Annotated in this window: 38 protein-coding genes; all 38 read right to left on the bottom strand. The window is 42.6% G+C overall.

Annotated features, from left to right (window positions below):
• Position 1: 1 nt before the first annotated feature.
• The 38 genes from A8806_RS16370 to prdC all read right to left on the bottom strand — a co-directional run bounded on the left by A8806_RS16370 (position 2) and on the right by prdC (position 22,990).
• Entirely contained in the window at positions 2–538 is a 537-nt protein-coding gene (locus tag A8806_RS16370; RefSeq protein ID WP_109732282.1) for a bL17 family ribosomal protein, read from the bottom strand.
• Between the two features lie 107 nt (positions 539–645).
• The gene (locus tag A8806_RS16365; protein WP_109732281.1) at positions 646–1,605 is read right to left on the bottom strand and encodes a DNA-directed RNA polymerase subunit alpha; all 960 of its coding nucleotides are present in this window, start codon (positions 1,603–1,605) and stop codon (positions 646–648) included.
• A gap of 73 nt (positions 1,606–1,678) precedes the next feature.
• The gene (gene rpsD, locus A8806_RS16360) at positions 1,679–2,272 is read right to left on the bottom strand and encodes a 30S ribosomal protein S4 (RefSeq protein ID WP_109732280.1); all 594 of its coding nucleotides are present in this window, start codon (positions 2,270–2,272) and stop codon (positions 1,679–1,681) included.
• A gap of 110 nt (positions 2,273–2,382) precedes the next feature.
• Complete coding sequence (gene rpsK / locus A8806_RS16355; protein ID WP_009001882.1) at positions 2,383–2,778, bottom strand: 30S ribosomal protein S11; 396 nt, start codon at positions 2,776–2,778, stop codon at positions 2,383–2,385.
• Between the two features lie 92 nt (positions 2,779–2,870).
• Positions 2,871–3,239: a 30S ribosomal protein S13 gene (rpsM, locus tag A8806_RS16350; protein ID WP_109732279.1), complete on the bottom strand. Its 369-nt coding sequence runs from the start codon at positions 3,237–3,239 to the stop codon at positions 2,871–2,873.
• A 429-nt stretch (positions 3,240–3,668) separates the two neighbouring features.
• On the bottom strand, positions 3,669–3,782 hold the full coding sequence (rpmJ, locus tag A8806_RS16345; RefSeq protein ID WP_073105013.1) for a 50S ribosomal protein L36: 114 nt from the start codon (positions 3,780–3,782) through the stop codon (positions 3,669–3,671).
• A gap of 120 nt (positions 3,783–3,902) precedes the next feature.
• Positions 3,903–4,121 carry a translation initiation factor IF-1 gene (gene infA, locus A8806_RS16340; RefSeq protein WP_109732278.1) on the bottom strand — a complete coding sequence of 73 codons (219 nt, stop codon included), beginning with the start codon at positions 4,119–4,121 and terminating at the stop codon, positions 3,903–3,905.
• A gap of 5 nt (positions 4,122–4,126) precedes the next feature.
• Positions 4,127–4,408 carry a KOW domain-containing RNA-binding protein gene (locus A8806_RS16335; RefSeq protein ID WP_109732277.1) on the bottom strand — a complete coding sequence of 94 codons (282 nt, stop codon included), beginning with the start codon at positions 4,406–4,408 and terminating at the stop codon, positions 4,127–4,129.
• Position 4,409: 1 nt separating this feature from the next.
• Positions 4,410–5,054 carry an adenylate kinase gene (locus A8806_RS16330; RefSeq protein WP_109732276.1) on the bottom strand — a complete coding sequence of 215 codons (645 nt, stop codon included), beginning with the start codon at positions 5,052–5,054 and terminating at the stop codon, positions 4,410–4,412.
• An 81-nt stretch (positions 5,055–5,135) separates the two neighbouring features.
• Positions 5,136–6,488, bottom strand: coding sequence for a preprotein translocase subunit SecY (secY, locus tag A8806_RS16325; RefSeq protein WP_109732275.1), 1,353 nt, complete (start codon positions 6,486–6,488; stop codon positions 5,136–5,138).
• Positions 6,488–6,928: a 50S ribosomal protein L15 gene (rplO, locus tag A8806_RS16320; protein ID WP_109732274.1), complete on the bottom strand. Its 441-nt coding sequence runs from the start codon at positions 6,926–6,928 to the stop codon at positions 6,488–6,490. The genes secY and rplO overlap by 1 nt, the downstream gene beginning before the upstream one ends.
• A 26-nt stretch (positions 6,929–6,954) precedes the next feature.
• The gene (gene rpmD / locus A8806_RS16315) at positions 6,955–7,134 is read right to left on the bottom strand and encodes a 50S ribosomal protein L30 (protein WP_109732273.1); all 180 of its coding nucleotides are present in this window, start codon (positions 7,132–7,134) and stop codon (positions 6,955–6,957) included.
• A 55-nt stretch (positions 7,135–7,189) separates the two neighbouring features.
• Positions 7,190–7,699 (bottom strand): 30S ribosomal protein S5, encoded by a 510-nt coding sequence (rpsE, locus tag A8806_RS16310; protein ID WP_109732272.1) that lies wholly within the window; start codon positions 7,697–7,699, stop codon positions 7,190–7,192.
• A gap of 15 nt (positions 7,700–7,714) precedes the next feature.
• Complete coding sequence (gene rplR / locus A8806_RS16305; RefSeq protein WP_109732271.1) at positions 7,715–8,083, bottom strand: 50S ribosomal protein L18; 369 nt, start codon at positions 8,081–8,083, stop codon at positions 7,715–7,717.
• A gap of 17 nt (positions 8,084–8,100) precedes the next feature.
• Positions 8,101–8,643 carry a 50S ribosomal protein L6 gene (rplF, locus tag A8806_RS16300; protein ID WP_109732270.1) on the bottom strand — a complete coding sequence of 181 codons (543 nt, stop codon included), beginning with the start codon at positions 8,641–8,643 and terminating at the stop codon, positions 8,101–8,103.
• A gap of 145 nt (positions 8,644–8,788) precedes the next feature.
• On the bottom strand, positions 8,789–9,190 hold the full coding sequence (gene rpsH, locus A8806_RS16295) for a 30S ribosomal protein S8 (protein ID WP_109732269.1): 402 nt from the start codon (positions 9,188–9,190) through the stop codon (positions 8,789–8,791).
• 128 nt (positions 9,191–9,318) lie between these two features.
• Positions 9,319–9,504, bottom strand: coding sequence for a type Z 30S ribosomal protein S14 (locus A8806_RS16290; RefSeq protein ID WP_109732268.1), 186 nt, complete (start codon positions 9,502–9,504; stop codon positions 9,319–9,321).
• 13 nt (positions 9,505–9,517) lie between these two features.
• Entirely contained in the window at positions 9,518–10,057 is a 540-nt protein-coding gene (gene rplE / locus A8806_RS16285) for a 50S ribosomal protein L5 (RefSeq protein ID WP_109732267.1), read from the bottom strand.
• A gap of 24 nt (positions 10,058–10,081) precedes the next feature.
• Complete coding sequence (gene rplX / locus A8806_RS16280; protein WP_109732266.1) at positions 10,082–10,393, bottom strand: 50S ribosomal protein L24; 312 nt, start codon at positions 10,391–10,393, stop codon at positions 10,082–10,084.
• A 13-nt stretch (positions 10,394–10,406) separates the two neighbouring features.
• On the bottom strand, positions 10,407–10,775 hold the full coding sequence (rplN, locus tag A8806_RS16275; protein ID WP_009001867.1) for a 50S ribosomal protein L14: 369 nt from the start codon (positions 10,773–10,775) through the stop codon (positions 10,407–10,409).
• A 93-nt stretch (positions 10,776–10,868) separates the two neighbouring features.
• Positions 10,869–11,126 carry a 30S ribosomal protein S17 gene (rpsQ, locus tag A8806_RS16270; RefSeq protein ID WP_109732265.1) on the bottom strand — a complete coding sequence of 86 codons (258 nt, stop codon included), beginning with the start codon at positions 11,124–11,126 and terminating at the stop codon, positions 10,869–10,871.
• Positions 11,127–11,298: 172 nt separating this feature from the next.
• Positions 11,299–11,499, bottom strand: coding sequence for a 50S ribosomal protein L29 (gene rpmC, locus A8806_RS16265; protein ID WP_109732264.1), 201 nt, complete (start codon positions 11,497–11,499; stop codon positions 11,299–11,301).
• The gene (gene rplP, locus A8806_RS16260) at positions 11,489–11,926 is read right to left on the bottom strand and encodes a 50S ribosomal protein L16 (RefSeq protein ID WP_109732263.1); all 438 of its coding nucleotides are present in this window, start codon (positions 11,924–11,926) and stop codon (positions 11,489–11,491) included. Before rplP ends, rpmC begins: the two co-directional genes overlap by 11 nt.
• On the bottom strand, positions 11,926–12,582 hold the full coding sequence (gene rpsC, locus A8806_RS16255) for a 30S ribosomal protein S3 (protein ID WP_109732262.1): 657 nt from the start codon (positions 12,580–12,582) through the stop codon (positions 11,926–11,928). Before rpsC ends, rplP begins: the two co-directional genes overlap by 1 nt.
• 14 nt (positions 12,583–12,596) lie before the next feature.
• Positions 12,597–12,983 carry a 50S ribosomal protein L22 gene (gene rplV, locus A8806_RS16250; RefSeq protein ID WP_109732261.1) on the bottom strand — a complete coding sequence of 129 codons (387 nt, stop codon included), beginning with the start codon at positions 12,981–12,983 and terminating at the stop codon, positions 12,597–12,599.
• Positions 12,984–13,013: 30 nt separating this feature from the next.
• On the bottom strand, positions 13,014–13,295 hold the full coding sequence (gene rpsS / locus A8806_RS16245) for a 30S ribosomal protein S19 (protein WP_109732260.1): 282 nt from the start codon (positions 13,293–13,295) through the stop codon (positions 13,014–13,016).
• A gap of 26 nt (positions 13,296–13,321) precedes the next feature.
• Positions 13,322–14,164 (bottom strand): 50S ribosomal protein L2, encoded by an 843-nt coding sequence (gene rplB, locus A8806_RS16240; protein ID WP_109732259.1) that lies wholly within the window; start codon positions 14,162–14,164, stop codon positions 13,322–13,324.
• Positions 14,165–14,266: 102 nt separating this feature from the next.
• Complete coding sequence (gene rplW, locus A8806_RS16235; protein WP_109732258.1) at positions 14,267–14,566, bottom strand: 50S ribosomal protein L23; 300 nt, start codon at positions 14,564–14,566, stop codon at positions 14,267–14,269.
• Positions 14,566–15,186: a 50S ribosomal protein L4 gene (gene rplD / locus A8806_RS16230; protein ID WP_109732257.1), complete on the bottom strand. Its 621-nt coding sequence runs from the start codon at positions 15,184–15,186 to the stop codon at positions 14,566–14,568. The genes rplW and rplD overlap by 1 nt, the downstream gene beginning before the upstream one ends.
• A 31-nt stretch (positions 15,187–15,217) precedes the next feature.
• Complete coding sequence (gene rplC / locus A8806_RS16225) at positions 15,218–15,901, bottom strand: 50S ribosomal protein L3 (RefSeq protein ID WP_109732256.1); 684 nt, start codon at positions 15,899–15,901, stop codon at positions 15,218–15,220.
• A 67-nt stretch (positions 15,902–15,968) separates the two neighbouring features.
• The gene (gene rpsJ, locus A8806_RS16220) at positions 15,969–16,286 is read right to left on the bottom strand and encodes a 30S ribosomal protein S10 (RefSeq protein ID WP_087150377.1); all 318 of its coding nucleotides are present in this window, start codon (positions 16,284–16,286) and stop codon (positions 15,969–15,971) included.
• A gap of 904 nt (positions 16,287–17,190) precedes the next feature.
• Complete coding sequence (locus tag A8806_RS16215) at positions 17,191–17,670, bottom strand: glycine/sarcosine/betaine reductase component B subunit (protein WP_109732255.1); 480 nt, start codon at positions 17,668–17,670, stop codon at positions 17,191–17,193.
• An 18-nt stretch (positions 17,671–17,688) separates the two neighbouring features.
• On the bottom strand, positions 17,689–18,450 hold the full coding sequence (gene prdD / locus A8806_RS16210) for a proline reductase cluster protein PrdD (RefSeq protein WP_109732254.1): 762 nt from the start codon (positions 18,448–18,450) through the stop codon (positions 17,689–17,691).
• A gap of 148 nt (positions 18,451–18,598) precedes the next feature.
• Positions 18,599–18,844 (bottom strand): hypothetical protein, encoded by a 246-nt coding sequence (locus tag A8806_RS27200; RefSeq protein WP_465220392.1) that lies wholly within the window; start codon positions 18,842–18,844, stop codon positions 18,599–18,601.
• 27 nt (positions 18,845–18,871) lie between these two features.
• Entirely contained in the window at positions 18,872–19,324 is a 453-nt protein-coding gene (locus A8806_RS27195; RefSeq protein WP_465220391.1) for a glycine/sarcosine/betaine reductase selenoprotein B family protein, read from the bottom strand.
• Positions 19,321–19,620 carry a CBO2463/CBO2479 domain-containing protein gene (locus tag A8806_RS16200; RefSeq protein ID WP_109732252.1) on the bottom strand — a complete coding sequence of 100 codons (300 nt, stop codon included), beginning with the start codon at positions 19,618–19,620 and terminating at the stop codon, positions 19,321–19,323. Before A8806_RS16200 ends, A8806_RS27195 begins: the two co-directional genes overlap by 4 nt.
• 1 nt (position 19,621) lies before the next feature.
• Complete coding sequence (gene prdA / locus A8806_RS16195) at positions 19,622–21,478, bottom strand: D-proline reductase (dithiol) proprotein PrdA (protein ID WP_109732251.1); 1,857 nt, start codon at positions 21,476–21,478, stop codon at positions 19,622–19,624.
• A 186-nt stretch (positions 21,479–21,664) separates the two neighbouring features.
• On the bottom strand, positions 21,665–22,990 hold the full coding sequence (gene prdC, locus A8806_RS16190; protein WP_109732250.1) for a proline reductase-associated electron transfer protein PrdC: 1,326 nt from the start codon (positions 22,988–22,990) through the stop codon (positions 21,665–21,667).
• Between the last annotated feature and the right edge of the window lie 65 nt (positions 22,991–23,055).

Raw genomic sequence — 23,055 nt, 5'->3', positions numbered from 1 at the left:
ATTAAACTAATTCGATCAGAACTTCCATAGCCGCATCACCTTTACGCTGGCCAATCTTTACGATTCTTGTATATCCACCATTGCGGTCTGCATACTTCGGAGCGATCTCTGAGAATAATTTCTCTACAAGGTCAACTTCCTTCGTATTTTTCTTTCTTCCTGCAGCTGCTGTAGGAACTTCTTTTACAGGGTAAAGAACTTTCAGCATTTCTCTTCTTGCATGAAGTCTGCTTGCCATGTCCTTTTTGATCTTCTTGTCTACTTCGTCATATACAGTAACTTTCTTTCCGTCAACGACTTCTTTCACTCTCTTGCCGTCTTTGTCCTTGCGGGCAACTTTAGCTTTTACTGTTACTTCTTCGAAGTTGTCTTTTTCTTTTACAGCCATAGCAATTAATCCTTCTGCTACTTTGCGGATCTCTTTTGCTTTTGCTTCTGTTGTAACAATCTTACCGTTGTTCAGTAATGCTGTTACCTGATTTCTAATTAAGGCTTTTCTCTGGCTTGATGTTCTGCCGAGTTTTCTATACTTTGCCATTGTTCTTATCCTCCATTTTTAAACATTTGGTTATGCGTCTTCGGTCTTATTAATCAAATGCTCCCGCCATGCCCTTCGGTCTTACTGACAGGATAATTCAAATAATATTACTCATCACCCTGGTTCAGCTCAAGGTCTAATTCCTTCAGCTTAGCCAGCACTTCTTCCAGTGACTTACGTCCAAGGTTACGCACCTTCATCATATCCTCAGGTGTCTTGTTGGTAAGCTCCTCTACGGTATTAATGCCGGCTCTCTTCAGACAGTTGTATGAACGTACTGAAAGCTCTAATTCATCAATGCTCATTTCCAGTACTTTTTCCTTCTCGTCATCTTCTTTTTCAATCATGACTTCAGCAGCCTGAGCCACCTCTGACAAGTCAATGAACAACTTCAGATGCTCGCTTAAGACTTTAGCCGCAAGGCTGACAGCCTCGTCAGGAAGCAATGTTCCCTTTGTCCATACATCTAATGTAAGTTTGTCATAGTCAGTAATCTGGCCGACACGTGTGTTCTGAACTGTCAGATTCACACGCTCTACCGGTGTATAGATGGAATCAATCGGAATAACACCAATCGGTAAGTCTTCGCTCTTGTTTTTGTCTGCGCTTACGTATCCTCTGCCTTTTGTAATGGTAAGTTCCATGTACAGCTTGCTGTCCTTGCCACCGCTTAATGTAGCGATAACCTGTTCAGGATTCATAATCTCGATATCGGAATCCGCCTGGATGTCAGCACCTGTTACAACGCCTTCACCTTCAAATTCGATATATGCAGTCTTTACTTCGTCTGATTCTGATGTGTTCTTGATTGCCAGTGATTTCAGGTTCATGATAATCTCGGTCACATCTTCTTTTACACCCGGTATGGAGCTGAATTCGTGCAGAACTCCGTCGATCTTTACAGAACTGATAGCTGCTCCCGGAAGAGAAGAAAGCATGATTCTTCTCAGGGAGTTGCCGAGGGTCGTTCCATATCCTCTCTCAAGAGGTTCCACAACAAATCTTCCATATTTTTTATCTTCTGAAATTTCTGTAATTTCAATATTAGGTTTATTAAAATCAAACACTACACAGACCCTCCTTATGGGTTAAAATATGTTGAGGGGGTACGATGTCTCCGTCACAAGCTATACCTAAAGATTATTTAGAATATAACTCGACGATTAACATCTCATCAACAGGAACATCAATTGCTTCTCTTCTTGGAAGCTCTTTTACTGTACCCTTCAGGTTTTCTGCATCTACATCTAACCATTCAGGAACCATGTTTCCGCCTGTTGCCTCTAAGATATCTTTATATCTCTGGCTTCCTTTGTGCTTTTCTTTGATTTCAATAGTATCTCCGGCTTTTACAAGGTAAGATGGAATGTTTACCTGCTTGCCGTTAACAAGTACGTGCTTGTGGTCGACAATCTGTCTTGCTTCTTTTCTTGTTCTTGCGAATCCCATACGGAACATTACGTTGTCCAGTCTGGTCTCAAGAATGATCATCAGGTTTTCACCTGTCATACCTTCTAACTGTTTTGCTTTCGCATAGTAGTTTCTGAAAGGTTTCTCTAATACACCATAGATAAATTTAGCTTTCTGTTTTTCACGTAACTGAAGACCATACTCGCTCATTTTTCTGTTTGATCTTTTTAACTGTCTGTTAGATTTTTTGTTGATTCCTAAATAGATTGGGTCCATACCTAATGAACGGCATCTTTTAAGAACTGGAACTCTATTTACTGCCATTTCGCTTCCTCCTAAAATATCAGCGGAAAATCATATCCCTCACAGGGGCTTTGCATCCGCACAAAAGTTTCTCCTGAATATCTGTTATCGACTCTGATATCTCTCGATCACTATACTCTTCTGCGTTTCGGTGGGCGGCATCCGTTATGTGGTACCGGAGTTACGTCCTTGATGCTTGTTACATCAATACCGCATGCCTGAAGCGCACGGATTGCTGCTTCTCTTCCTGATCCTGGACCCTTTACAAAAACGTCTACCGTTTTCAGACCATGTACTAATGCTGCTTTTGCTGCTGTCTCAGCTGCCATCTGTGCTGCATATGGAGTAGATTTCCTTGAACCTCTAAATCCCAGACCGCCTGCACTTGCCCATGAAAGAGCATTTCCCTGTGCATCTGTTAATGTAACGATTGTATTATTAAAAGATGACTGGATGTGTGCTTGTCCTCGTTCAACGTTTTTCTTGACACGTTTCTTTGTCACTTTTTTGGTAACTTTCTTAGCCATTTAAACTAACCTACTTTCTTGAATACTTGTTATTTTCGATTTTCTGTCATGTGCTCTAAGCCGCATAGCAGATGCAGCTTAATTCAGGCACATTATTTTTTCTTATTCGCTACAGTTCTCTTAGGACCCTTGCATGTTCTTGCATTAGTCTTAGTCTTCTGACCACGTACCGGAAGTCCTTTTCTATGACGGATTCCGCGGTAGCATCCGATTTCCTTCAGTCTCTTGATGTTCAGCTGGATTTCTCTTCTGAGATCACCTTCTACTGTCTGAGTCTCATCGATTACTTCACTGATCTTCTTTACTTCTTCACTAGTTAAATCTCTGACACGGGTATCAGGATTGATTCCTGCCTCTGCCAGAATACGGCTTGCGCTTGTTCTACCGATTCCATAGATATAAGTTAAGCCGATTTCTACACGTTTGTCTCTTGGTAAGTCTACACCTGCAATACGAGCCATGTGTCTTTCCTCCATTTCAAATCTGTTTTCATATTGTCCCTAACTGGGATGTCCCCTGGTTTCCAGAAAGGTGTTTCTGTTCTCCAAAAGCATCCAGGCACACACATTCATGCACGCCCTTTCCCGGCACGGTTTATTTCCCGCAAATGACACCCGGGTATTATAAGCAATATACAAAAGACACCACCACTGCATTTTCTGCATTCCAAGCAGTACGGTGTATCCCTACTGTATATTAAACAGCCCCACACACCTCCTGGCGTGTCGCGCTGTCAGCCGCCTAATTAATTACACAAACATTGCCTTGCTTCTCCGGTCCTTTTATAAGGAAGTTCGATTCACTAAACTCGAAAATACCTCGTTAAGTTCCTTCGAACAGGCTTTGCACTAACCTCAAGCTGCGCTTACAGCTTGCTTTCGCTAAGTGCTCTAGCCTTGTCTCTGTTTGTGTTTCGGATTCTCGCAGATTACTCTGACGCTTCCTTTTCTTTTAATGATTTTGCATTTTTCGCAGATTGGTTTTACTGATGATCTAACCTTCATGTCAAATCCTCCTTCCATCCTTTGCTTTACCATATGTTACGAGCCGGTTTTGGGCACACCTATCCAAAAACAGCCATTTCATATTGTAACACTGTTTCTACGGTAAAGTCAATACTTTTTTTACTTATCTCTCCAGACAATTCTTCCCTTGCTCAGGTCATATGGAGACATTTCCAACGTCACTTTGTCACCTGGTAAAATCTTAATGAAGTTCATACGCAGTTTCCCGCTGATATGTGCAAGCACAATATGCTTATTTTCCAGCTCCACCTTAAACATTGCGTTAGGCAGTTTCTCAACTACGACTCCTTCAATTTCGATCACGTCAGCTTTTGACATACTTTCTAATCCTCCTGCACGTTTGGCACTTTACTATTCTCATTCGTGTCCAAACGAGAATAACTACTAATCTTTTCCTTAATCGCTTCATCATCTGCATAAGAAGGACAAACTGTCTTCTTTATTACCTGCAGATGCTTTTTATTCTTTCGTTTTGCATGGCAGACAGTTCTATCCAAACCGTCTGCCAGATATATATATTCAGCATTGACATCAATTATGACATATATACAGCCTTTGTCCCGTCCTTTTTTAGATCTGACAAGCATTCCCGGTGAAAATACCATATTATTCTCCAAGTATCTTCACGATCTCTGCAAAGACATCATCAATATCAATCGTTCCGTCTACCTCTCTCAGGATACCAGCATTTGTATAATATTCAATCAAAGGCTGGGTCTGCTCGTGGTAAACACCAAGGCGCTTCTTAACTGTCTCCGGTTTATCATCATCTCTTAAGATGAGTTTCCCCTTGCAGACATCACAGATTCCTTCTTCTTTTGTCGGAGCATATTCCAGATGGTAAGTAGCTCCGCAGTCCACACATGCTCTTCTTCCTGACATACGGCGGATAATGTTTTCATCAGGCACCTCAACATTGATGGCATAATCCATCTTCTGTCCTAAACCTGAAAGTGCCTTATCCAGAGCTTCCGCCTGCGGAATTGTTCTCGGGAACCCATCAAGTACATATCCCTTTGTGCAGTCGTCCTGATTGACTCTGTCTACTACAAGGTCTACCACCAGTTCGTCCGGAACAAGGAGGCCCTGGTCCATAAAGGTCTTAGCCTTCTGTCCAAGCTCTGTCCCATTCTTAATATTAGCTCTGAAAATATCACCTGTGGAAATGTGAGGGATATCATACTTTGCTGCAATTTTTTTTGCCTGTGTTCCTTTGCCTGCCCCAGGAGCCCCTAACATAATAATCTTCATAAATGTATCCTCCATATAGCACTTTAACCCGCCGGTTTTATCCTTATTGGGACAAAACTCAGGCGAGCTAAATAGTTTAAATTAATATCCAAGGAAACTGTTCTTCATGGAATTTCCTTTACTATTCAAAAAACCTGTATAATTACGTACAAGCATCTGTGCCTCAATCTGTTTGATTGTCTCCAATACTACACCAACGATAATGATCAAAGATGTTCCGCCGAAGGAAACATTTGCTTTGAATACACCGTTGAAGAAATATGGGATTACCTGAACAATAACAAGTCCACATGCACCGATGAAGATAACGTAGTTCAGTATCCTCTGTAAGTACTCAACAGTCGGCTTACCCGGGCGGATACCTGGAATAAATCCACCGCTCTTCTTCATGTTGTTTGCAATTTCCAGCGGATTAAAGGTAATTGATGTGTAGAAATATGCAAAGAAAATAGTAAGTGCGATATACACAATCAGTCCTAATGAATATATTAAATTTTCAGGGTTACACCAGTTATTGGAATTCATACCCTTCAGGATCTGGCTTCCAATTCCTGTGCCGTTCCCTTTTCCTAAGAAGGAAGCGATAACGGTCGGGAACTGCATCAATGATGATGCAAAAATAACCGGGATAACACCAGCTGTATTCACTTTCAGCGGAATATGTGTAGATTGTCCGCCGTATGTTTTTCTTCCCTGTACCTTCTGGGAATACTGTACTGCAATTCTTCTCTCACCACCCTGAAGGATGATAACGAAGACAACTACAACCAGTAAGACTGCAATGATAATGATTGCTGCAAGTCCTCCCTTTGCGATCGTCTTGCCTTTTACAAACTGTGTAAAGAGCTGGGCAAAGTCATCGGGTATTCGGGAAATAATGTTGATAAGCAGGACGATGGAAATACCGTTGCCCACTCCTTTTTCTGTAATACGCTCACCAATCCACATCAGGAATGCGGAACCTGCTGTAAGTGTACATACTACAATAGCAGCATTTACAAAGTTATATTCTACAAGAAGTCCCTGACGTCCGAATCCAACTGCCATAGCAATTGATTCAATCAGTGCAAGTGCAACCGTGACATAACGGGTAATCGCTGCGATCTTCTTTCTTCCGTCTTCGCCTTCTTTCTGCATCTCTTCCAGTTTTGGAATCGCGATGGTAAGAAGCTGCATGATAATGGAAGATGTAATGTACGGTGTAATGCTTAATGCAAACACTGACATCTGAGTAAAGGAACCGCCGGTGAATGCATCAAAAAAATTGAATGCATCACCGGTCTGATTCGCGAAAAAATTCTGAATATAGGTCGGATCCACTCCCGGCGTTGGCAGCTGGGAACCAAGTCTTACAACGACCAGCATTACGAAAGTATAGAAAAGTCTTTTTCTGATATCTTCGATATGAAATGCTCTTCGTACAGTATCTAGCATTAGATCACCTCTGCTTTTCCACCAAGGGCCTCTATCTTTTCAGCTGCTTTTGCACTAAATGCATTTGCCTGAACAGTGAGCTTCTTAGTTAACTCTCCATTTCCAAGAATTTTAACACCGTCTTTTGGATTCTTTACGATACCGCTCTCAATTAATGTTTCAACTGAAACTGTAGCGCCATCTTCAAATGCTTCTAAAGCATTTAAGTTAATACCAACAATTGTTTTAGAGTTTCTGCATGTGAAACCTCTCTTTGGTATTCTTCTGTATAAAGGCATCTGACCACCTTCAAAGCCTGGTCTTGTTGCTCCTGAACGGGCTTTCTGACCTTTATGGCCTTTACCGGCTGTTTTACCATTTCCAGAACCGTGTCCACGGCCCCTTCTGAAATTATCACTCTGCTTAGAGCCGTCTGCTGGTCTCAAGTTTGATAAGTCCATGATATTACCTCCTTATCTTTTATAATTTATGCTTCTTCAACTTTCACTAAGTGTCTAACCTGCTGTACCATACCTCTGGTAGCTGCATTATCAGGTAATACAACTGTCTTGTTGAGCTTTCTAAGTCCCAGAGCTTCAACAGTCTTTTTATGTTTAGGCACAGCACCGATTGTAGACTTAACCAGTGTAACTTTTAAATTTGCCATCCTATTTTACCTCCTACGGAATGCTTCATATGCGCTAGAGCACAGCTCCAGCTTCTTAGCCTACGATCTCGTCTACTGATTTACCGCGAAGTTTTGCAACTTCTTCCGGAGTCTTAATCTCTCTGAGTCCCTCGATTGTAGCAAGAACTACGTTCTGCTTATTGTTAGAACCTAAAGATTTTGTACGGATGTTCTTGATTCCTGCCATCTCGATTACCGCACGTGCCGGTCCTCCGGCAATAACTCCTGTACCATCCGGAGCTTTCTTCAGTAATACAGAAGCACTTCCGAATTTTCCGATAACATCATGTGTTACACTTTCGTTGTCATCCATTGCAACAGTGATCAGCTTCTTAGCTGCATCCTCTTTTCCTTTGCGGATAGCTTCCGGAATTTCAGTAGCTTTTCCTAAACCTGCACCAACATGGCCTTTACCATCGCCAACAACTACTAAAGCTGTGAATCTGAAGTTACGACCACCTTTAACAACTTTGGTAACACGCTTAATTGATACCACTTTTTCTGTTAATTCCATCTGGCTAGCATCAATACGTTCTTGTTTCATATGTGTTCTCCCTTCTTAGAAATTCAGCCCAGCTTCTCTGGCTGCGTCTGCTAATGCTTTGATTTTACCCTGGTATATAAAGCCGCCTCTGTCAAAGACAACATCTGTGATACCTTTTTCTTCTGCCTTTTTGGCAATAACTTTTCCTAAATATGCTGCTGCATCAACGTTGTTGGTTTTCTCTAATTCTGCTTTCACGTCTTTCTGAAGAGTGGAAGCTGAAACAAGTGTAGTTCCAACTGTATCGTCAATAATCTGAGCATACATATGATTATTACTTCTAAACACAGCTAAACGTGGTCTTTCAGCAGTACCGCTGAAACGGTTACGTAATTTCATGTGTTTTTTTCTACGAACTTCGCTTCTAGATTTCTTACTAACCATTTTCACACTCTCCTTAATTATTTCTTACCAGTCTTACCAACTTTACGTCTGATTACTTCATCAGCATACTTAATACCCTTGCCTTTGTATGGCTCCGGTCTTCTCTTGTCTCTGATTTCAGCTGCGTATTGGCCTACTTTTTCTTTATCGATACCTTTGACAGTAATTTTATTCTGACCTTCCAGAACGGTCTCAACACCTTCCGGATCAGTCATCTCAACTGGATGAGAGTATCCTAAGCTTAATGTCAATTTGTTTCCTGCTTTTGCTGCTCTGTAACCAACACCGTTAACTTCCAGAACCTTCTGGTATCCGTCTGTTACACCAACAACCATGTTGTTGACCAGTGTTCTTGTCAGACCATGTAAAGATTTCATTCTCTTCAGGTCATTCGGTCTTGTGACGATAATTTCTTCGCCTTCTTTTTTGATTTCCATCTCTGTCGGAAGCTCTTTTGAAAGAGTTCCTTTAGGACCTTTTACAGTCACTACATTATTCTCTGCAATATCAACAGTAACACCTGCCGGGATTGCAATTGGCAGTCTTCCTATACGTGACATACCGTACCTCCTATAACTTAAATTCTCGGAGAAGCTGCGAAGGCTTCTCTGTTTTCAGTTTCGTTGTATGGAAGTTCTTTGTCCTTCGTCCAAAGAACGACCTTCACACTAAATTCGTGCTATGCACTTATTAAGTGTTCAGTGCCTACCAAACGAAGCAAAGAACCTCTCCGCCTACGTTGAGCTTTCTGGCATCTTTGTCTGTGATTACACCTTTGTTTGTAGAAATGATTGCTGTTCCAAGTCCGCCCAGTACTCTCGGGATGTCTTCGCTGTTAGCGTATACACGAAGTCCTGGCTTTGAGATTCTCTTCAGACCGGAAATAACTTTTTCGTTCTTATCTGCACCGTATTTCAAAGTGATGTGGATTGTCTTGAAGTTTCCGTCTTCAACGATGTCATATTTTGCAATATAACCTTCATTGAAAAGAATCTCAGCAATCGCCATCTTCATCTTTGATGCAGGAACATCAACTGTATCATGTTTAGCAGTATTTGCATTACGGATTCTTGTAAGCATATCTGCGATTGGATCACTCATAGTCATTGATTATTGACCTCCTATTTCTTTTAAAGTTGACAGCTTCCTTTTTGTAAGGATGTTCTTCGTGCATAAAGCCCGAAGAACGGCTAATTTTCTAAGTGTGCGCTTTGCGCGCGCTAAGAAAATTATGCCTACCAGCTTGCTTTTCTTACACCTGGGATTTGTCCTTTGTATGCCAGTTCACGGAAGCAAATACGGCAGATTCCATATTTTCTTAAATATCCATGTGGACGTCCGCAGATTCTGCAGCGGTTATATTCTCTTGTAGAATATTTTGCATCACGCTGCTGTTTGATTTTCATTGATGTCTTAGCCATGAATTTCCCTCCTTTACTTAGTGAATGGCATATTGAACTGAGTCAATAATTCACGAGCTTCTTCGTCAGTCTTAGCTGTTGTAACAAAAATTACATCCATACCTCTGACTTTATCTACTTTATCGTACTCGATTTCAGGGAAAATCAGCTGCTCCTTGATACCAAGAGCGTAGTTACCTCTTCCGTCGAATGCGTTCGGGTTAACACCTCTGAAGTCACGTACACGAGGCAATGCAAGGTTGATCAGGCGATCAACGAATTCATACATTCTTTCTCCTCTTAAAGTAACTTTACATCCGATAGCCATGCCTTCTCTGATTTTGAAGTTTGCGACAGAGTTCTTAGCCTTTGTAAGAACTGCTTTCTGTCCTGAAATCTTCTCAAGATCAGCGACTGCTGACTCTAATACTTTCGCATTGTCTTTCGCTTCGCCTACACCCATGTTGATAACAACTTTATCAAGTTTCGGCACTTCCATAATATTTTTATATCCAAATTTTTTGATCATTGCGCCAACGATCTCATTCTGGTATGTTTCTTTCAGTCTACTCAAAGTTAAAGGACCTCCTTCCTTGAATTAATCAATTACGTCGCCTGTTGATTTAGCAAAACGTACTTTCTTATCTCCATCCATCTTGAAACCAATTCTTGTAGCTGTTCCTTTGTGTACATACATTACATTGGAAATATCAATTGGTCCTTCCTGATGGATGATACCGCCATTCTGGTTAGCAGCGCTTGGTTTTGTATGCTTTGTCAGCATGTTAACGCCTTCAACCAGAACTTTTCCGTCTTTTTTATTAACAGCAATTACTTTGCCTTCTTTGTCTTTATCTTTACCAGCGATCACTTTAACAGTGTCACCTTTTTTGATCTTCATAGTTGACATTCTCGGCACCTCCCTACAGTACTTCCGGAGCTAAAGAAACAATCTTCATAAACTTCTTGTCTCTGAGCTCTCTGGCTACTGGTCCAAAAATACGTGTTCCACGTGGGTTCATATCGTCTTTTATAATAACAGCAGCATTTTCGTCGAATCTGATATAGGAACCGTCTTTACGACGTGCGCCTTTAACAGTACGGACAACTACAGCTTTCACAACGTCACCTTTTTTTACAACGCCGCCTGGTGTTGCATCTTTAACAGTCGCAACGATCACATCTCCGATATTGGCATATCTTCTTGTAGAACCGCCAAGTACACGGATACACAGTAACTCTTTAGCACCTGTGTTGTCTGCTACTTTAAGTCTACTTTCTTGTTGTATCATGCAGGTAAACCTCCTTCAAATTATACGCTTATTGAACTTATGTCCAACATAAACCTGCTTTATGGACAAAGTGTCCAACATAATGCGGGCATATTATTTTGCTTTTTCCATAACTTCTACAAGTCTCCATCTCTTATCCTTAGATAATGGTCTTGTTTCCATAACTTTTACTGTATCTCCAACGTTACACTCATTTTTCTCATCATGAGCTTTCAGTTTATAAGTTCTTTTTACGATCTTCTTATAAAGTGGATGCTTAACGTGGTCTTCAACTGCGACAACGATTGTTTTGTCCATTTTGTCACTGACAACCTTGCCTGTACGGGTTTTTCTAAGATTTCTTTCTTCCACAGTTTTACTCCTTTCAGGATGTTTATATATAATGAAGTTCTTTTCGCTAAGCTCGAAAAGACCTCGCTAATCTCAAAGAACGGCCTGCGTGCTAAGTTCGTAAATAACCTCACTAATCACTATCAGCCAAGAACAGCCTGCGTGCTAAGTTCGTGAGTAACCCCACTAAGCACTATCGGCTTGCTTCTGTTATCGCTGTCTGGATACGGGCGATATTCTTTCTTACTTCTTTGATTCTGCTTGTATTATCTAACTGATTAGTTGCATTCTGGAACCTTAAGTTAAAGAGTTCCTTCTTAGCAGCTACTAATTCTTCATTTAATTCTTCTACAGATTTTCCTCTTAATTCTTGTACAAATGTATTAATTTTCACTGTTATCACCGCCTTCTAAGTCTGCGCGAGAAACGATTTTGCATTTGCAAGGTAACTTATGCATTGCAAGACGAAGTGCCTCTCTAGCTGTTTCCTCAGGTACTCCTGCAATTTCAAACATTACACGGCCTGGCTTAACGACTGCAACCCAGTACTCCAATGTTCCTTTTCCACTACCCATACGAGTTTCTGCTGGTTTAGCTGTTACCGGTTTGTCTGGGAAAATTTTGATCCAAACTTTACCACCACGCTTGATATAACGTGTCATAGCAACACGGGCTGCCTCGATCTGGTTAGAACGAATCCAGCATGGTTCTGTTGCAATAATACCGTACTCTCCGTATGAAATGGTATTTCCTCTTAAGGCTTTTCCTTTCATATTACCACGGAATTGTTTACGACGTTTAACTCTTTTTGGCATTAACATTATTTATCGCTCCCTTCCTTATCTGCTTTAGTCGGAAGAACTTCGCCTTTGTAAATCCAAACCTTTACACCGACTTTTCCGTAAGTTGTGTCAGCTTCTGCGAATCCATAATCAATGTCAGCTCTCAGTGTCTGAAGCGGGATAGTACCCTCGCTGTAGAATTCTGTACGAGCCATATCAGCACCACCAAGACGTCCGGATACAGATGTCTTAACTCCGAGTGCCCCTGATTTCATTGTTCTTGACATGCAGGATTTCATAGCACGTCTGAATGAAATACGGTTTTCAAGCTGCTGAGCAATGTTCTCAGCTACTAACTGAGCATCTTTGTCAGGTCTCTTGATTTCTTTAATATCAACAATCAGCTTCTTGTCTGTGAACTGCTTTAATTCAGCTTTCACTTTTTCGATCTCAGAACCGCCTTTTCCGATTACTACACCAGGCTTAGCTGTATAGATGATGATCTTAACGCGGTCAGATGCTCTTTCGATTTCGATTCTTGAAACACCTGCGCTGTATAATTTCTTTTTAAGGAATTTTCTGATTTCATGGTCTTCTACCAGGTTGTCTGCGAAATCTTTTTCTGCATACCATTTGGAATCCCAGTCTTTGATAACGCCGACTCTTAAGCCATGAGGATTAACTTTCTGTCCCATTATTGCCCTCCTTATTATCTTTCATTAAGCACGATTGTGATGTGGCTCATTCTCTTCTCGATTCTATAAGCTCTGCCCTGTGCTCTTGGTCTGATTCTCTTCATTGTTGGTCCCTTGTTTGCGTAGCATTCTTCAATATAAAGGTTCTCAACATTCATACCGTTGTTATTCTCAGCATTTGCGATCGCTGATTTTAATAATTTCTCTATAATACTAGAAGCATATCTTGGATTGTAAGCTAAAATACCAAGTGCTGTCTGTACGTCCTTACCTCTGATGGCATCCAATACGAAGCAAGCCTTCTGAACTGATACTCTTGCGTAAGAAATCTTAGCTGACGGTCTTGTATCTTTCTGTTCATTTCTTTCTCTCTTGATTTGGGATCTATGTCCTTTTGCCATTGATAAGCCCTCCTTTCGAATATCTTGCTATTATCTAACTTTTGACTTCTTGTCGTCTTTTCCGTGTCCTCTGTATGTTCTGGTTGCTACAAACTCTCCGAGTTTGTGTCCAACCATATCTTCTGTAACATATACAGGCACATGTTTTCTTCCGTCATGGACAGCAAATGTGTGTCCAATGAATGACGGGAAGATTGTAGAACGACGTGACCATGTCTTAATAACTGATTTATCACCTGCAGCGTTCATAGCGTCTACTTTTTTCAGTAAGCTTTCGTCTGCAAATGGTCCTTTTTTAAGTGAGCGAGCCATAGGTTCTAACCTCCTTGTAAACTGAATTATTTAATTGCTTTTCCATCTCTTCTTCTTACGATTAACTTGTTAGAAGCTTTGTTTTTCTTACGTGTCTTAAGACCGAGTGCCGGTTTACCCCAAGGTGTACATGGACCTGGACGTCCGATACCTGTCTTACCTTCACCACCACCATGTGGATGGTCGTTCGGGTTCATAACGGAACCACGTACTGTAGGTCTGATACCCATGTGACGCTTACGTCCTGCTTTACCAACGTTGATCAGGTTGTGCTCTCCGTTTCCTACGACACCAACAGATGCTCTGCAAATGATTGGAACCATTCTCATCTCACCAGATGAAAGTCTGAGTGTTGCATACTTTCCTTCTTTAGCCATCAGCTGTGCGCTGTTACCTGCTGAACGAACAAGCTGTCCGCCTTTTCCAGGATATAATTCGATGTTATGGATCTGTGTTCCGACCGGAATCTCAGAAAGAGGCAGGCAGTTTCCTACTCTTACTTCTGCTTCTGGTCCGTTCATGATTTTCATTCCGTCCTTTAATCCTTCCGGAGCAAGGATGTAAGCCTTCTCGCCGTCAGCATAGCTGATCAGTGCGATGTTAGCGGATCTGTTCGGATCGTATTCGATACCGATTACTGTTGCCGGAATACCGTCTTTCTTTCTCTTGAAATCGACGATTCTATATTTTTTCTTAGCTCCGCCCCCGCGGTGTCTAACTGTAATTTTACCCTGATTATTACGACCAGCTTTTCTGCTCTTGGAATCCAGTAAGGATTTCTCAGGAGTAGTCTTTGTGATTTCAGAGAAATCAGAACCAGTCATCTGTCTTCTGGAAGGTGTATATGGGTTATATGTTTTGATTCCCATTACTTTCTCTCCTTTCGTTTACCGATTTATTTGTTGTCACGCTTTTATGCGTATATGAGCCGCTTTACGGGTTTCCCCGCGCTTCGCGGCTATAGTGCCATCTTACAGACCTTCGAAAATCTCGATATCTGCACTGTCATCTGTTAACTGAACGATGGCTTTCTTTGTCTTAGCTGTCTTTCCGTAAGTCATACCACGTCTCTTTGTCTTACCATCAAGATTCATAGTATTTACGCTTTTTACTTTTGTTCCTGCGAACATTTTTTCAACAGCTTCTTTAACCTGAGACTTAGTTGCTTCTGTGTGGACTAAGAAAGTATATTTCTTATCTGCCATCAGCTCCATAGTTTTCTCAGTTACTACTGGTTTAAGGATTACATCATAATATTGAACGTTAGCCATTATGCGTACACCTCCTCAATACTTGCAACACCAGCTTTTGTAGTGATTACTGTGTTGTATTTTAAGATATCAAATACGTTGATTGTATTTGTATGAGCTGTCTTTACGTTTGCGATATTTCTTGCAGAAATTTCCACGTTTTTGTTGTCATCTTCCAGAACAACCAGTGCTTTGTTTACATTCAGGTTGTTTAATACTTCCTGGAATTTCTTTGTCTTGATTTCATCGAACTTTAATTCGTCGATTACGATGAACTTCTGTTCTTCTACTCTGGAAGTCAGAGCAGATTTCAGAGCTGCTCTCTTCTCTTTTTTGTTCATTTTGAAAGAGTAGTCTCTCGGTACCGGAGCAAATACAACTCCACCGCCTGTCCACTGAGGAGATCTTGTAGAACCCTGTCTTGCATGACCTGTTCCTTTTTGTCTCCATGGTTTTCTTCCACCTCCGGAAACTTCAGAACGTGTTTTTGCTTTCTGTGTTCCCTGGCGATTATTTGCGAGCTGGCTTACAACTGCCATGTGTACTAAGTGTTCATTCACATCAACACCAAATACGGCATCGTTCAAATCGATTGTACCAACTTCTTTACCTTCGATATTATAAACAGATACGTTTGCCATCTGTGTGTTCCTCCTTTCTTCGTCAGTCAGACTAGTTAGCAGCCTTTACAGTTTCTTTGATTGTCACGAGACTCTTCTTCGGTCCCGGTACAGAGCCTTTTACTAAAAGCAGATTGTTTTCAGCATCAACTCTTACAATTTCAAGATTCTGAACTGTTATTTTCTTGTTACCCATCTGACCAGGCATCTTCTTGCCCTTGAATACTTTACTCGGATCTGAAGCAGAACCGTTAGAACCAGCGTGACGGTGGAACTTAGAACCGTGAGTCATAGGTCCTCTGCTCTGGTTGTGACGCTTGATTGCACCCTGGAAACCTTTACCCTTTGATACTGCAGTAGCGTCGATCTTATCTCCTGCTTCAAAGATATCAGCTTTGATTTCCTGAGCCAGTGTATACTCCTGTGCATTGTCAAATCTAAATTCTTTTACATATCTTTTGCCTGAAACACCTGCTTTGTCAAAGTGTCCTTTTTCAGCTCTCGTCACACCATTTCTGTGTGCGATCTCTTTTTTGCCGCTCTTGTCTTTTGTGACAATCTTTTCTTTCTTGTCAGCAAAACCAACCTGAACAGCATTGTAACCGTCATTTTCTTCTGTCTTGATCTGTGTTACTACACATGGTCCAGCCTGAAGTACAGTTACCGGAGTCAATACTCCATCTTCGTTGAAGATTTGAGTCATTCCGACTTTAGTAGCTAAGATAGCTTTCTTCATTATAATTACCTCCTGTGATTTACAGCGGAACGCGTTATGCGCTCATCCTAAATTTTAGGAATACTGTTTATTTGCTTTTCATTTTGATATCAATGTAAACACCGGCCGGCATTTCCAGTCTGGATAATGCGTCCACAGTCTTCTGTGTTGGTGTAATGATATCGATGAGTCTCTTATGAGTCCTCTGTTCGAACTGCTCTCTGGAGTCTTTGTACTTGTGTACAGCTCTTAAGATTGTAACTACTTCCTTCTTAGTCGGAAGTGGCACTGGTCCACTCACTTGTGATCCGTTCTTTTTTACAGTTTCGATGATTTTCTTTGCAGATGCATCAACCAGCTGGTGATCATATGCCTTCAATGTGATTCTCATTACTTGACTTGCCATAAAAAAAGTCGCCTCCTTTTCGTACTTTTGCTTTAGTACGACAAGCGGTGACTGTACACTCTCCCGTGTGTGTCGCGAGAAACTCACACGTTGTTTCATACCTCTTATCTTTGATAATCAGTAATCAGTTGTGATTCGTACAGTGACTTGTCGTCAGTTTCCTAACTTGACATTCGCTCCGTGGAAAACCTGCCATCTTACTCTTTGCAATCGGCAGCAACCTCACACTTCATCGCTATCATGCCACAGCTTTTTCAGTATAACGGATTCATCCATATATTTCAAGTGGTTTTTAATATTTTTTGTATTTTTTTTCGTACAATCTATATTTTAGAAAATCCCACTCATTATTCATATTTTCAAAACATATTTATATAGAAGAAACTCTTTAAAATACTCTTCTTTTCCATTATCCTGCCAGAAAAGTATAACGCTGTTTCTATAGAAATTGCAATGTTTTTATGCTTAACTGACATAAAAGTCCAAAAAATTATTTTTATGCGCTTGACATCACCGTGGTAAAGTGATATAGTGTAAGCAACTTACAGGACAGCGACTAAAGGCGGTTTCCCCAAATTCGGAAAGCGCCTTTTTATAAAAAAGCTTCAGCGTATGATTTTATACCTCCTGAGTTGTCCGGATTCAAGTTATCATTCTGCTATGCAGATAACCAGACCATACTTATGGTTGCTGTTGCAGTTATGCCATCGCCGACAGTTTCCCCCAAGAACTGTCCTGCGCTGGTAAACTCCAATTAATATATACATCCTCATTGTAGGACATTCCCCAGATTTGTATATGATACAAACTGCAAGGCAACGAGGAAAAACCTCTCAATGACATACCAAAAGCGAAAAGCACGACCACGGTCGTGCTTTTCGCTTTTTAAATAGCCACTCTTTTCCTATACATCCTTTCTTTCATGCTGTCTCATCTTCAGCTTCAGCATAGCCGTCACTTTTCTTGCATCCAGCTCTGTGATATTATTTTCTCCAACCACACATGTCTCGATACCCTCTTCGCTTTTATTCGTATCCTTTATTCCAGAAAGATAATTATTCTGCACGACAAAGCCGCCGTTTACACCGCTGAATTTCAAACCCGTAACCGGAATACCACGGATTCCGAGCTGTTCACACGTGTTTGCAAAATCTACATCGCTGTTTCCCCATCCATCAGATGACAGAATTGCCCCGTCGGCACGCATACACTCAGCCATAACCGCGGCGCGCGTTCCGACGAGCATCTTTTCTTCATTATCATCCGGGGTCCCCACTATAATCACGCCCAGTAGGTCTATGTCTTCATCCGATGCCACAACATCCAGAAGGGGATCGCGAAAATGGTGAAGCGTTGTTTCTTTCGTTGAAGGCCCTATTCCCATCTTACATTCCTCCTATTCTTACTGCATAGAACGTATCATTCCGTCCCGGTATTCATTGGGTGTCAGAACCAGAGGCATATTTTTCATATCAATAATCGAATGTCCGCCTTCTACTCCCGACGGCTCCTTCGGGAACAGCCACGTATCATACATAGCCCCCTGCCCAGCCACCTGCTTTATAATGACTACTTTTTTCCCGCCTTCGCGGACCACATCGTGATATTCATGCCGTTCTGTGCACAAATTCCCTTTCATCTTCTTAAGCTGCTCCCTGAAAATCTGGATAAATCTGTCACAGGCCCGGTGTGCCGCCATCGGCCCCGGCCGTTCCTGTCCCATGCCCGCTTTCAAAGTTACATCGAAAGAAATGATGTAATCCTCCCCCGAAGGAGTCCCCGCCCGGTTCAGATAAAGCTTATCCCGCAGCACACCTTCTGAAGACCCAAACTCATGTGTCTGTTTTCCTTCCGTATCCACTCCTGTCAAAACAACATAGACACCTGTCAGGGTATGAGTAATCCCTTCTCCCAGCTTCCCCAGCACCTTTGTCGAAACCGGGATAATATCCATAATCGTATTCGTCCAACAATCATGCCCGCCCGGCGGTATCACCCTGATCCCGACATTCTCAATCAGGGGCTCCGCTTCAATCATCTTCGCAGCACATCCTTTATTTATGGTCATAAGTCCATCCGGAGTTATCCGGTTTTCCTCGCCCTCCATGACCCGGTCCATATGAAATGCCTTGATAACCAGACGGCGCAGATCCTTTTCTGACATACAAATCACCTCCAAATTCTCAAAGGGGTCAGACCCCTTTGAGGTTCGTTTTCTGAGTTGTGTGACAAAAAAGGGACAATTCCACTGGAATGCCCCTTTTTGTGTCTGTATATTACACTTTTGTGTAACTGTTCAGAACCATAAGCAGTTACACTTTTGCTACATATTCGTACGGCAGCGGTACTATCTTGCCCGGTGTCTCGATCTTGATGAGCTGTTCAAGTGTTGCTTTTACAATTGCTGTCTGCATTTCTACATCATTCGGCGCACCTGCGTTGGCACCCATCGGTACTAACGGAGCTACGGCGCGTGGTGTACCGGTCTGACGAACGACCGGAGGAAGAGCTGCAATAATGATTGTCGGTATTCCAGCTTCTTCAATTGCTCTCTGCACCAAAACTGCAGAGCGGTGGCAGGTGCCTCAGCCAGCGGTCAGGATGACTGCATCTACATCTTCTTCTTTGAACATCTGTGCAATTGCAGGTCCTGTTTCGTTTTTGAATTTCTCCTGGTTTCCACCGCCACCCATGAACCCGGCATGTACCGGTGCACAGGATCTGATGAATCCTTCTGCTGCCAGTTCGTGGATTCTGTCTATCGGGAACATACAGTTGATGTCTTTGTTCACATCACCGTTATCATATCCACCGTGGGATACCATCAATTCACTTGATGGTGTATCGTTCGTTATCTTTCTCCATGTAGAGTCACCTGCCAGATTGAATCTGTCCTGACTCTTGCAGTGTACCCCGGCTGCTGTTGCGAGGGCGATGGACATATCCTTTAACTCTTTTGTTACAGGTGTCCAAACTGCCGGAGGAGTAATCGGAACGTAAATTTCTGACTGTAAACCTTTTGTGGTTGTCAAGCTCATTCTTCTACCTCCTTGGTTTCTGCGTTCGCTTTACGCATTTCTTCCTGGCGTCTGTTATATGTGTCCAGATTACTCACGTATTTCTCATTGGCTTCCGGTCCAAGCTGTTCCACAAAACTCATGTTCCATGCCACTTCCTGTCCCACGACCAGAGGATAATCTGTAATCAGCATCCTCATAGGTATCTTTAAGTATCCAAGCCGGCCCTTCAGGTCAATTCCGACACAGCCGTCATGAATCTCTACAATAACCCCTTCCATACGTATAATCTTATCACCATACATTAATTCTTTCATCTTAGTCGTATTTCTCTTTTCTCTTCTGGCTCATTGGCAGAGACTGCTCATTCTTTACAAGCTCAACAGGTTTTCCTGTTACATTTGAAATCAGCTCAACATTTGTCGCTTTTACGTTTGGATTCCATTTTCTCTCTGCTGTCTTAACCTCTTCGCCTGACATTGCATTCTTCAGCATTGCAAGAGCCCTGACTGCGTCTTCGTGGCAAAGTGTGTTGCATGCGAGTACTTCGTTCTCAATACCAGATTCAGATTTATTGTTATCAACCATATTGGTCATGTATTTGTTACCAACGACCAGAGCCCCCTGAACTGCGCAGAAAGACATACCAACAACAGGGATTCCGCGCATTCCGATCTGCTCGTGATGACTAGCAAAATCAATATGGTTGTTACCGAAGCCTTCTGTAGTAACGAATGCCCCATCAGCATCCATCATCTCTACCATCATACCAACGCGTTTTGAAACATAGAATTTCTCTGCGTTGATCTGCGGGCTTCCAACGAAGATGACACCGCAAAGATCCACTTCTGTATCATGAAGCGCCTCAAGTACGAGCGGCTCTCTCCAGTAATGTCTGGACATCTCCTTTGATGCAGGTCCGATACAGGTCAAAGCGTGGATACATCCATCCAGCACCTCTAACGGAGATACGCAGACAGGTACGTTGCCAAGATCAACATTCGGCTTTGCCCCAAGTACGCCGACCGGTTCTACCGGGAGAATCAGGTTATCATGCATAGCACCTTGTCCCATGATTTCTTTTACAATAACAACTTTTTTCTTACCCGGTCTTCTGATCTGGTTAAATGTCTGTGTATCAACAACCAGTGAGTCGTCCTCCAATGCTTTTAACGCCTCTCTGATCTCCTGTGTAATGTGGTCTGTAGCCGTATGAGCTGCAAGAGGGCCCGGTCTTTCCATGTTAGTTCCCTCTTTAATCGTTACCTGAGTCTTGATGAAGATTTCACCTTTGTCAGGTGCTCCCGGACGGTTCCACATGATATTCTCATCCAGATAGCCTTCTGAAGAGCCGAATTCCCCAATCTGCACTCCATTTGCATCTGTACCTGTAACCATCATGATCACGCCGTCCAGTACTCTTGTTGTACCGCTTCCGATTTCATCTTCACCTTCTTTGCAGGCGATCGGCTGTACGTCCATGATTGTCTCTGAATATGTGTGGTAATCTTCTGGTGTGATAATATCGATCTTCAGGTCGTAAACCAGTTCCTGAGAATCGATGCAGTCTTTTTCAATTCCCTCACGGATGTACAGTGTTGTTCCTTCGATCTTTGTCTCCGGTCCGCGCTTTACTTCCGTAATGTTATAATGCTTTCTTGTAAGAGTCCTGACAACCTTCTCTTCAGCAGCTGGTGACGGAACTGGTGCCACAACTGGCGGTACAGGTACCGGCGGTGCCGGAACCGGTGCAGCTCCCCCTGCAATTCCTACAGGAAGCTCTATATCAATATCCTTACCTTCCCCAATATGAATCTTCAGCACTCCGCCCGGTGCAGATGGTGGTACTGGCGGCGCCGGCGGTGCGATAACTTCCGGAGCTTCTTCTGCAGCAGGTGCTTCCTCTTTAGCTGGTTCTTCAATCACCTTGGCACCTTCTACAACATCCGCTGTTAAAGGACACAGAGAATCACAGGTCTTTGTAAGCTTTGCGCCTAATACCTGTTCGATCGTCAATGCACCTTCCAGGTCCAAAAGTCCTGAATCTACCAGATCATCAAAAATGGCAGGATCTTCCAGGTTGGATGCCTGAATTGTTATGCCTTCTTCTGCCCTGCAGCAAAGCACCGCAGGATCCTTCGCATGTTCTTTCGCTGTTTCAGCTGTAATTGACATACTTTCTTTCCTCCTTTTATCTTATATCCCAAGGACCGCTGAGCTGGTCCTTCAGGCAGGCACACACACTTGTGCGGCACTGTATATGGACTGACGTATCCGCCGGTTCCATATAGTAACATTGTAAACACCTTCCCGGATATCAACTCCCCGGGAAATATCTATTTTCTAACAGGGCTCTCAGTCTTACCGGCCGTCCGGAAGCTGGTCCACCTGCTTAGAAACTGTTAATCTTCTATATAATGGATGATTAATTGTCCTCATAATATGGTCTGTCTGATGGAACACTTTCAGTTTCATCTTAGGTGCAGATCCCATAACTGTATTGGAACAATCAGAGCAGTTGCCGATGATAATATATTCGGCGCCGTCCTTCTTAAACTGCAGACACTTCTGGGCCTGTCCCGGACAGTTGCCCGGATTCTCACATTTCAGTGTCCCGTTTTTCATCTCAATCGCCTGCTTACATCTTGCTACAGATACAACCTCTCCATGCATCTTTTCGCAGATATCACGCATACGCTCTTCATTTCCACCGCATGCGCAGACAAGAAGCCCTACCGGTGCGCCGTGCAGGTCCGGTAGATCTATTGTTACAATAATACCCCCGGTCGTCTTTGTAACCGGTGCATCCATCGCAACTGCCTTTCCTGTAAATGGTCCGCCCATGATGATTTCCCCATACACACCATCAATTCCACCGGAACATTCAATCATATCCTCCACGCTTGTCCCTACCGGAACATCCATATAAACATGCGGCTGGTTCCCGCCGTTTAACTTGCCAATGACCGTCAGGTTCTTGCTATAGCATGGCTTTCTCAGTTCTATCGCTTCTGCAACACGCAGTACTGTCTCTACATTAATCACAACCGAATCCGCTGCTGACGGAAGCTGTGTAGGATCAAGCAGCTTTCCGAGAGTTTCTCTTACAACCGCACGTTCCTCGCCCATTGGATAAATATCCGGAAGCAGGTGGATAGAGATATTTTCCTCTCCTTTAATCGCTTCACGGATAGTATCTACCGCTTTTTTATTCTTAGCCTTGATTGCAAAAATAGCTTTTGCAGCATTGGAGATTTCCATACAATATTTTACACCTTTGAGAGTCATCTCCATATTCTCTTCAATCTGACGGATATTATGGTACAGTCCCGGTTCACACTCAACCGCATTCACAAGAATGTAACCACCTTTTAAATCTGTCCCCAGTTTGACGCCTGTCGGGAATCCGGCCCCGCCCATTCCGACCACTCCGGCTTCCTTCACCATCTCCAGCGGGCTGCCTTCATGGATCTGTACAAACGCATCCTTCTGTTCCTCATCCGGAACAATGACGATTCTGTCTTCAAGAACAGACTCGACACTTCCATAGACACTGGAAAAAATGTTGGCTCCCAGTCCATTCGGGACGGCAATCAGTGTTCCCTTCTCCACTTTGTCCCCGGCTTTCACAACCGGCTCACATGGAGCACCTACATGCTGTCTTAGCAAAAACTGTAACTTTCCCATGACCTGTTTCTCCTTTTAGATTATATATTATTTATCTTTTCTATAAGTAAAGCGGCTGACACACG

Origin of the sequence: Faecalicatena orotica, assembly GCF_003149245.1 — a bacterium.
GTDB classification, from domain to species: Bacteria; Bacillota; Clostridia; order Lachnospirales; family Lachnospiraceae; genus Faecalicatena_A; species Faecalicatena_A orotica.
This window is presented reverse-complemented; position numbering and strand designations above follow the sequence as displayed.

What these genes read in the sequence shown, in the direction of transcription:
- A8806_RS16370 (WP_109732282.1), bottom strand. Translation starts at nt 538, where the DNA reads ATGGCAAAGTATAGAAAACTCGGCAGAACATCAAGCCAGAGAAAAGCC.
- rpsD (WP_109732280.1), bottom strand. Translation starts at nt 2,272, where the DNA reads ATGGCAGTAAATAGAGTTCCAGTTCTTAAAAGATGCCGTTCATTAGGT.
- rpsK (WP_009001882.1), bottom strand. Translation starts at nt 2,778, where the DNA reads ATGGCTAAGAAAGTTACCAAAAAAGTGACAAAGAAACGTGTCAAGAAA.
- rpsM (WP_109732279.1), bottom strand. Translation starts at nt 3,239, where the DNA reads ATGGCTCGTATTGCAGGTGTAGACTTACCAAGAGACAAACGTGTAGAA.
- rpmJ (WP_073105013.1), bottom strand. Translation starts at nt 3,782, where the DNA reads ATGAAGGTTAGATCATCAGTAAAACCAATCTGCGAAAAATGCAAAATC.
- infA (WP_109732278.1), bottom strand. Translation starts at nt 4,121, where the DNA reads ATGTCAAAAGCTGACGTGATCGAAATTGAAGGAGTCGTAGTTGAGAAA.
- A8806_RS16335 (WP_109732277.1), bottom strand. Translation starts at nt 4,408, where the DNA reads ATGGTATTTTCACCGGGAATGCTTGTCAGATCTAAAAAAGGACGGGAC.
- A8806_RS16330 (WP_109732276.1), bottom strand. Translation starts at nt 5,054, where the DNA reads ATGAAGATTATTATGTTAGGGGCTCCTGGGGCAGGCAAAGGAACACAG.
- secY (WP_109732275.1), bottom strand. Translation starts at nt 6,488, where the DNA reads ATGCTAGATACTGTACGAAGAGCATTTCATATCGAAGATATCAGAAAA.
- rplO (WP_109732274.1), bottom strand. Translation starts at nt 6,928, where the DNA reads ATGGACTTATCAAACTTGAGACCAGCAGACGGCTCTAAGCAGAGTGAT.
- rpmD (WP_109732273.1), bottom strand. Translation starts at nt 7,134, where the DNA reads ATGGCAAATTTAAAAGTTACACTGGTTAAGTCTACAATCGGTGCTGTG.
- rpsE (WP_109732272.1), bottom strand. Translation starts at nt 7,699, where the DNA reads ATGAAACAAGAACGTATTGATGCTAGCCAGATGGAATTAACAGAAAAA.
- rplR (WP_109732271.1), bottom strand. Translation starts at nt 8,083, where the DNA reads ATGGTTAGTAAGAAATCTAGAAGCGAAGTTCGTAGAAAAAAACACATG.
- rplF (WP_109732270.1), bottom strand. Translation starts at nt 8,643, where the DNA reads ATGTCACGTATAGGAAGACTGCCAATTGCAATCCCGGCAGGTGTTACT.
- rpsH (WP_109732269.1), bottom strand. Translation starts at nt 9,190, where the DNA reads ATGACTATGAGTGATCCAATCGCAGATATGCTTACAAGAATCCGTAAT.
- A8806_RS16290 (WP_109732268.1), bottom strand. Translation starts at nt 9,504, where the DNA reads ATGGCTAAGACATCAATGAAAATCAAACAGCAGCGTGATGCAAAATAT.
- rplX (WP_109732266.1), bottom strand. Translation starts at nt 10,393, where the DNA reads ATGTCAACTATGAAGATCAAAAAAGGTGACACTGTTAAAGTGATCGCT.
- rplN (WP_009001867.1), bottom strand. Translation starts at nt 10,775, where the DNA reads ATGATACAACAAGAAAGTAGACTTAAAGTAGCAGACAACACAGGTGCT.
- rplP (WP_109732263.1), bottom strand. Translation starts at nt 11,926, where the DNA reads ATGTTAATGCCAAAAAGAGTTAAACGTCGTAAACAATTCCGTGGTAAT.
- rpsC (WP_109732262.1), bottom strand. Translation starts at nt 12,582, where the DNA reads ATGGGACAGAAAGTTAATCCTCATGGCTTAAGAGTCGGCGTTATCAAA.
- rplV (WP_109732261.1), bottom strand. Translation starts at nt 12,983, where the DNA reads ATGGCAAAAGGACATAGATCCCAAATCAAGAGAGAAAGAAATGAACAG.
- rpsS (WP_109732260.1), bottom strand. Translation starts at nt 13,295, where the DNA reads ATGGCTCGCTCACTTAAAAAAGGACCATTTGCAGACGAAAGCTTACTG.
- rplB (WP_109732259.1), bottom strand. Translation starts at nt 14,164, where the DNA reads ATGGGAATCAAAACATATAACCCATATACACCTTCCAGAAGACAGATG.
- rplW (WP_109732258.1), bottom strand. Translation starts at nt 14,566, where the DNA reads ATGGCTAACGTTCAATATTATGATGTAATCCTTAAACCAGTAGTAACT.
- rplD (WP_109732257.1), bottom strand. Translation starts at nt 15,186, where the DNA reads ATGGCAAACGTATCTGTTTATAATATCGAAGGTAAAGAAGTTGGTACA.
- rplC (WP_109732256.1), bottom strand. Translation starts at nt 15,901, where the DNA reads ATGAAGAAAGCTATCTTAGCTACTAAAGTCGGAATGACTCAAATCTTC.
- rpsJ (WP_087150377.1), bottom strand. Translation starts at nt 16,286, where the DNA reads ATGGCAAGTCAAGTAATGAGAATCACATTGAAGGCATATGATCACCAG.
- A8806_RS16215 (WP_109732255.1), bottom strand. Translation starts at nt 17,670, where the DNA reads ATGGGAATAGGGCCTTCAACGAAAGAAACAACGCTTCACCATTTTCGC.
- prdD (WP_109732254.1), bottom strand. Translation starts at nt 18,450, where the DNA reads ATGTCAGAAAAGGATCTGCGCCGTCTGGTTATCAAGGCATTTCATATG.
- A8806_RS27195 (WP_465220391.1), bottom strand. Translation starts at nt 19,324, where the DNA reads ATGAGCTTGACAACCACAAAAGGTTTACAGTCAGAAATTTACGTTCCG.
- A8806_RS16200 (WP_109732252.1), bottom strand. Translation starts at nt 19,620, where the DNA reads ATGAAAGAATTAATGTATGGTGATAAGATTATACGTATGGAAGGGGTT.
- prdA (WP_109732251.1), bottom strand. Translation starts at nt 21,478, where the DNA reads ATGTCAATTACAGCTGAAACAGCGAAAGAACATGCGAAGGATCCTGCG.
- prdC (WP_109732250.1), bottom strand. Translation starts at nt 22,990, where the DNA reads ATGGGAAAGTTACAGTTTTTGCTAAGACAGCATGTAGGTGCTCCATGT.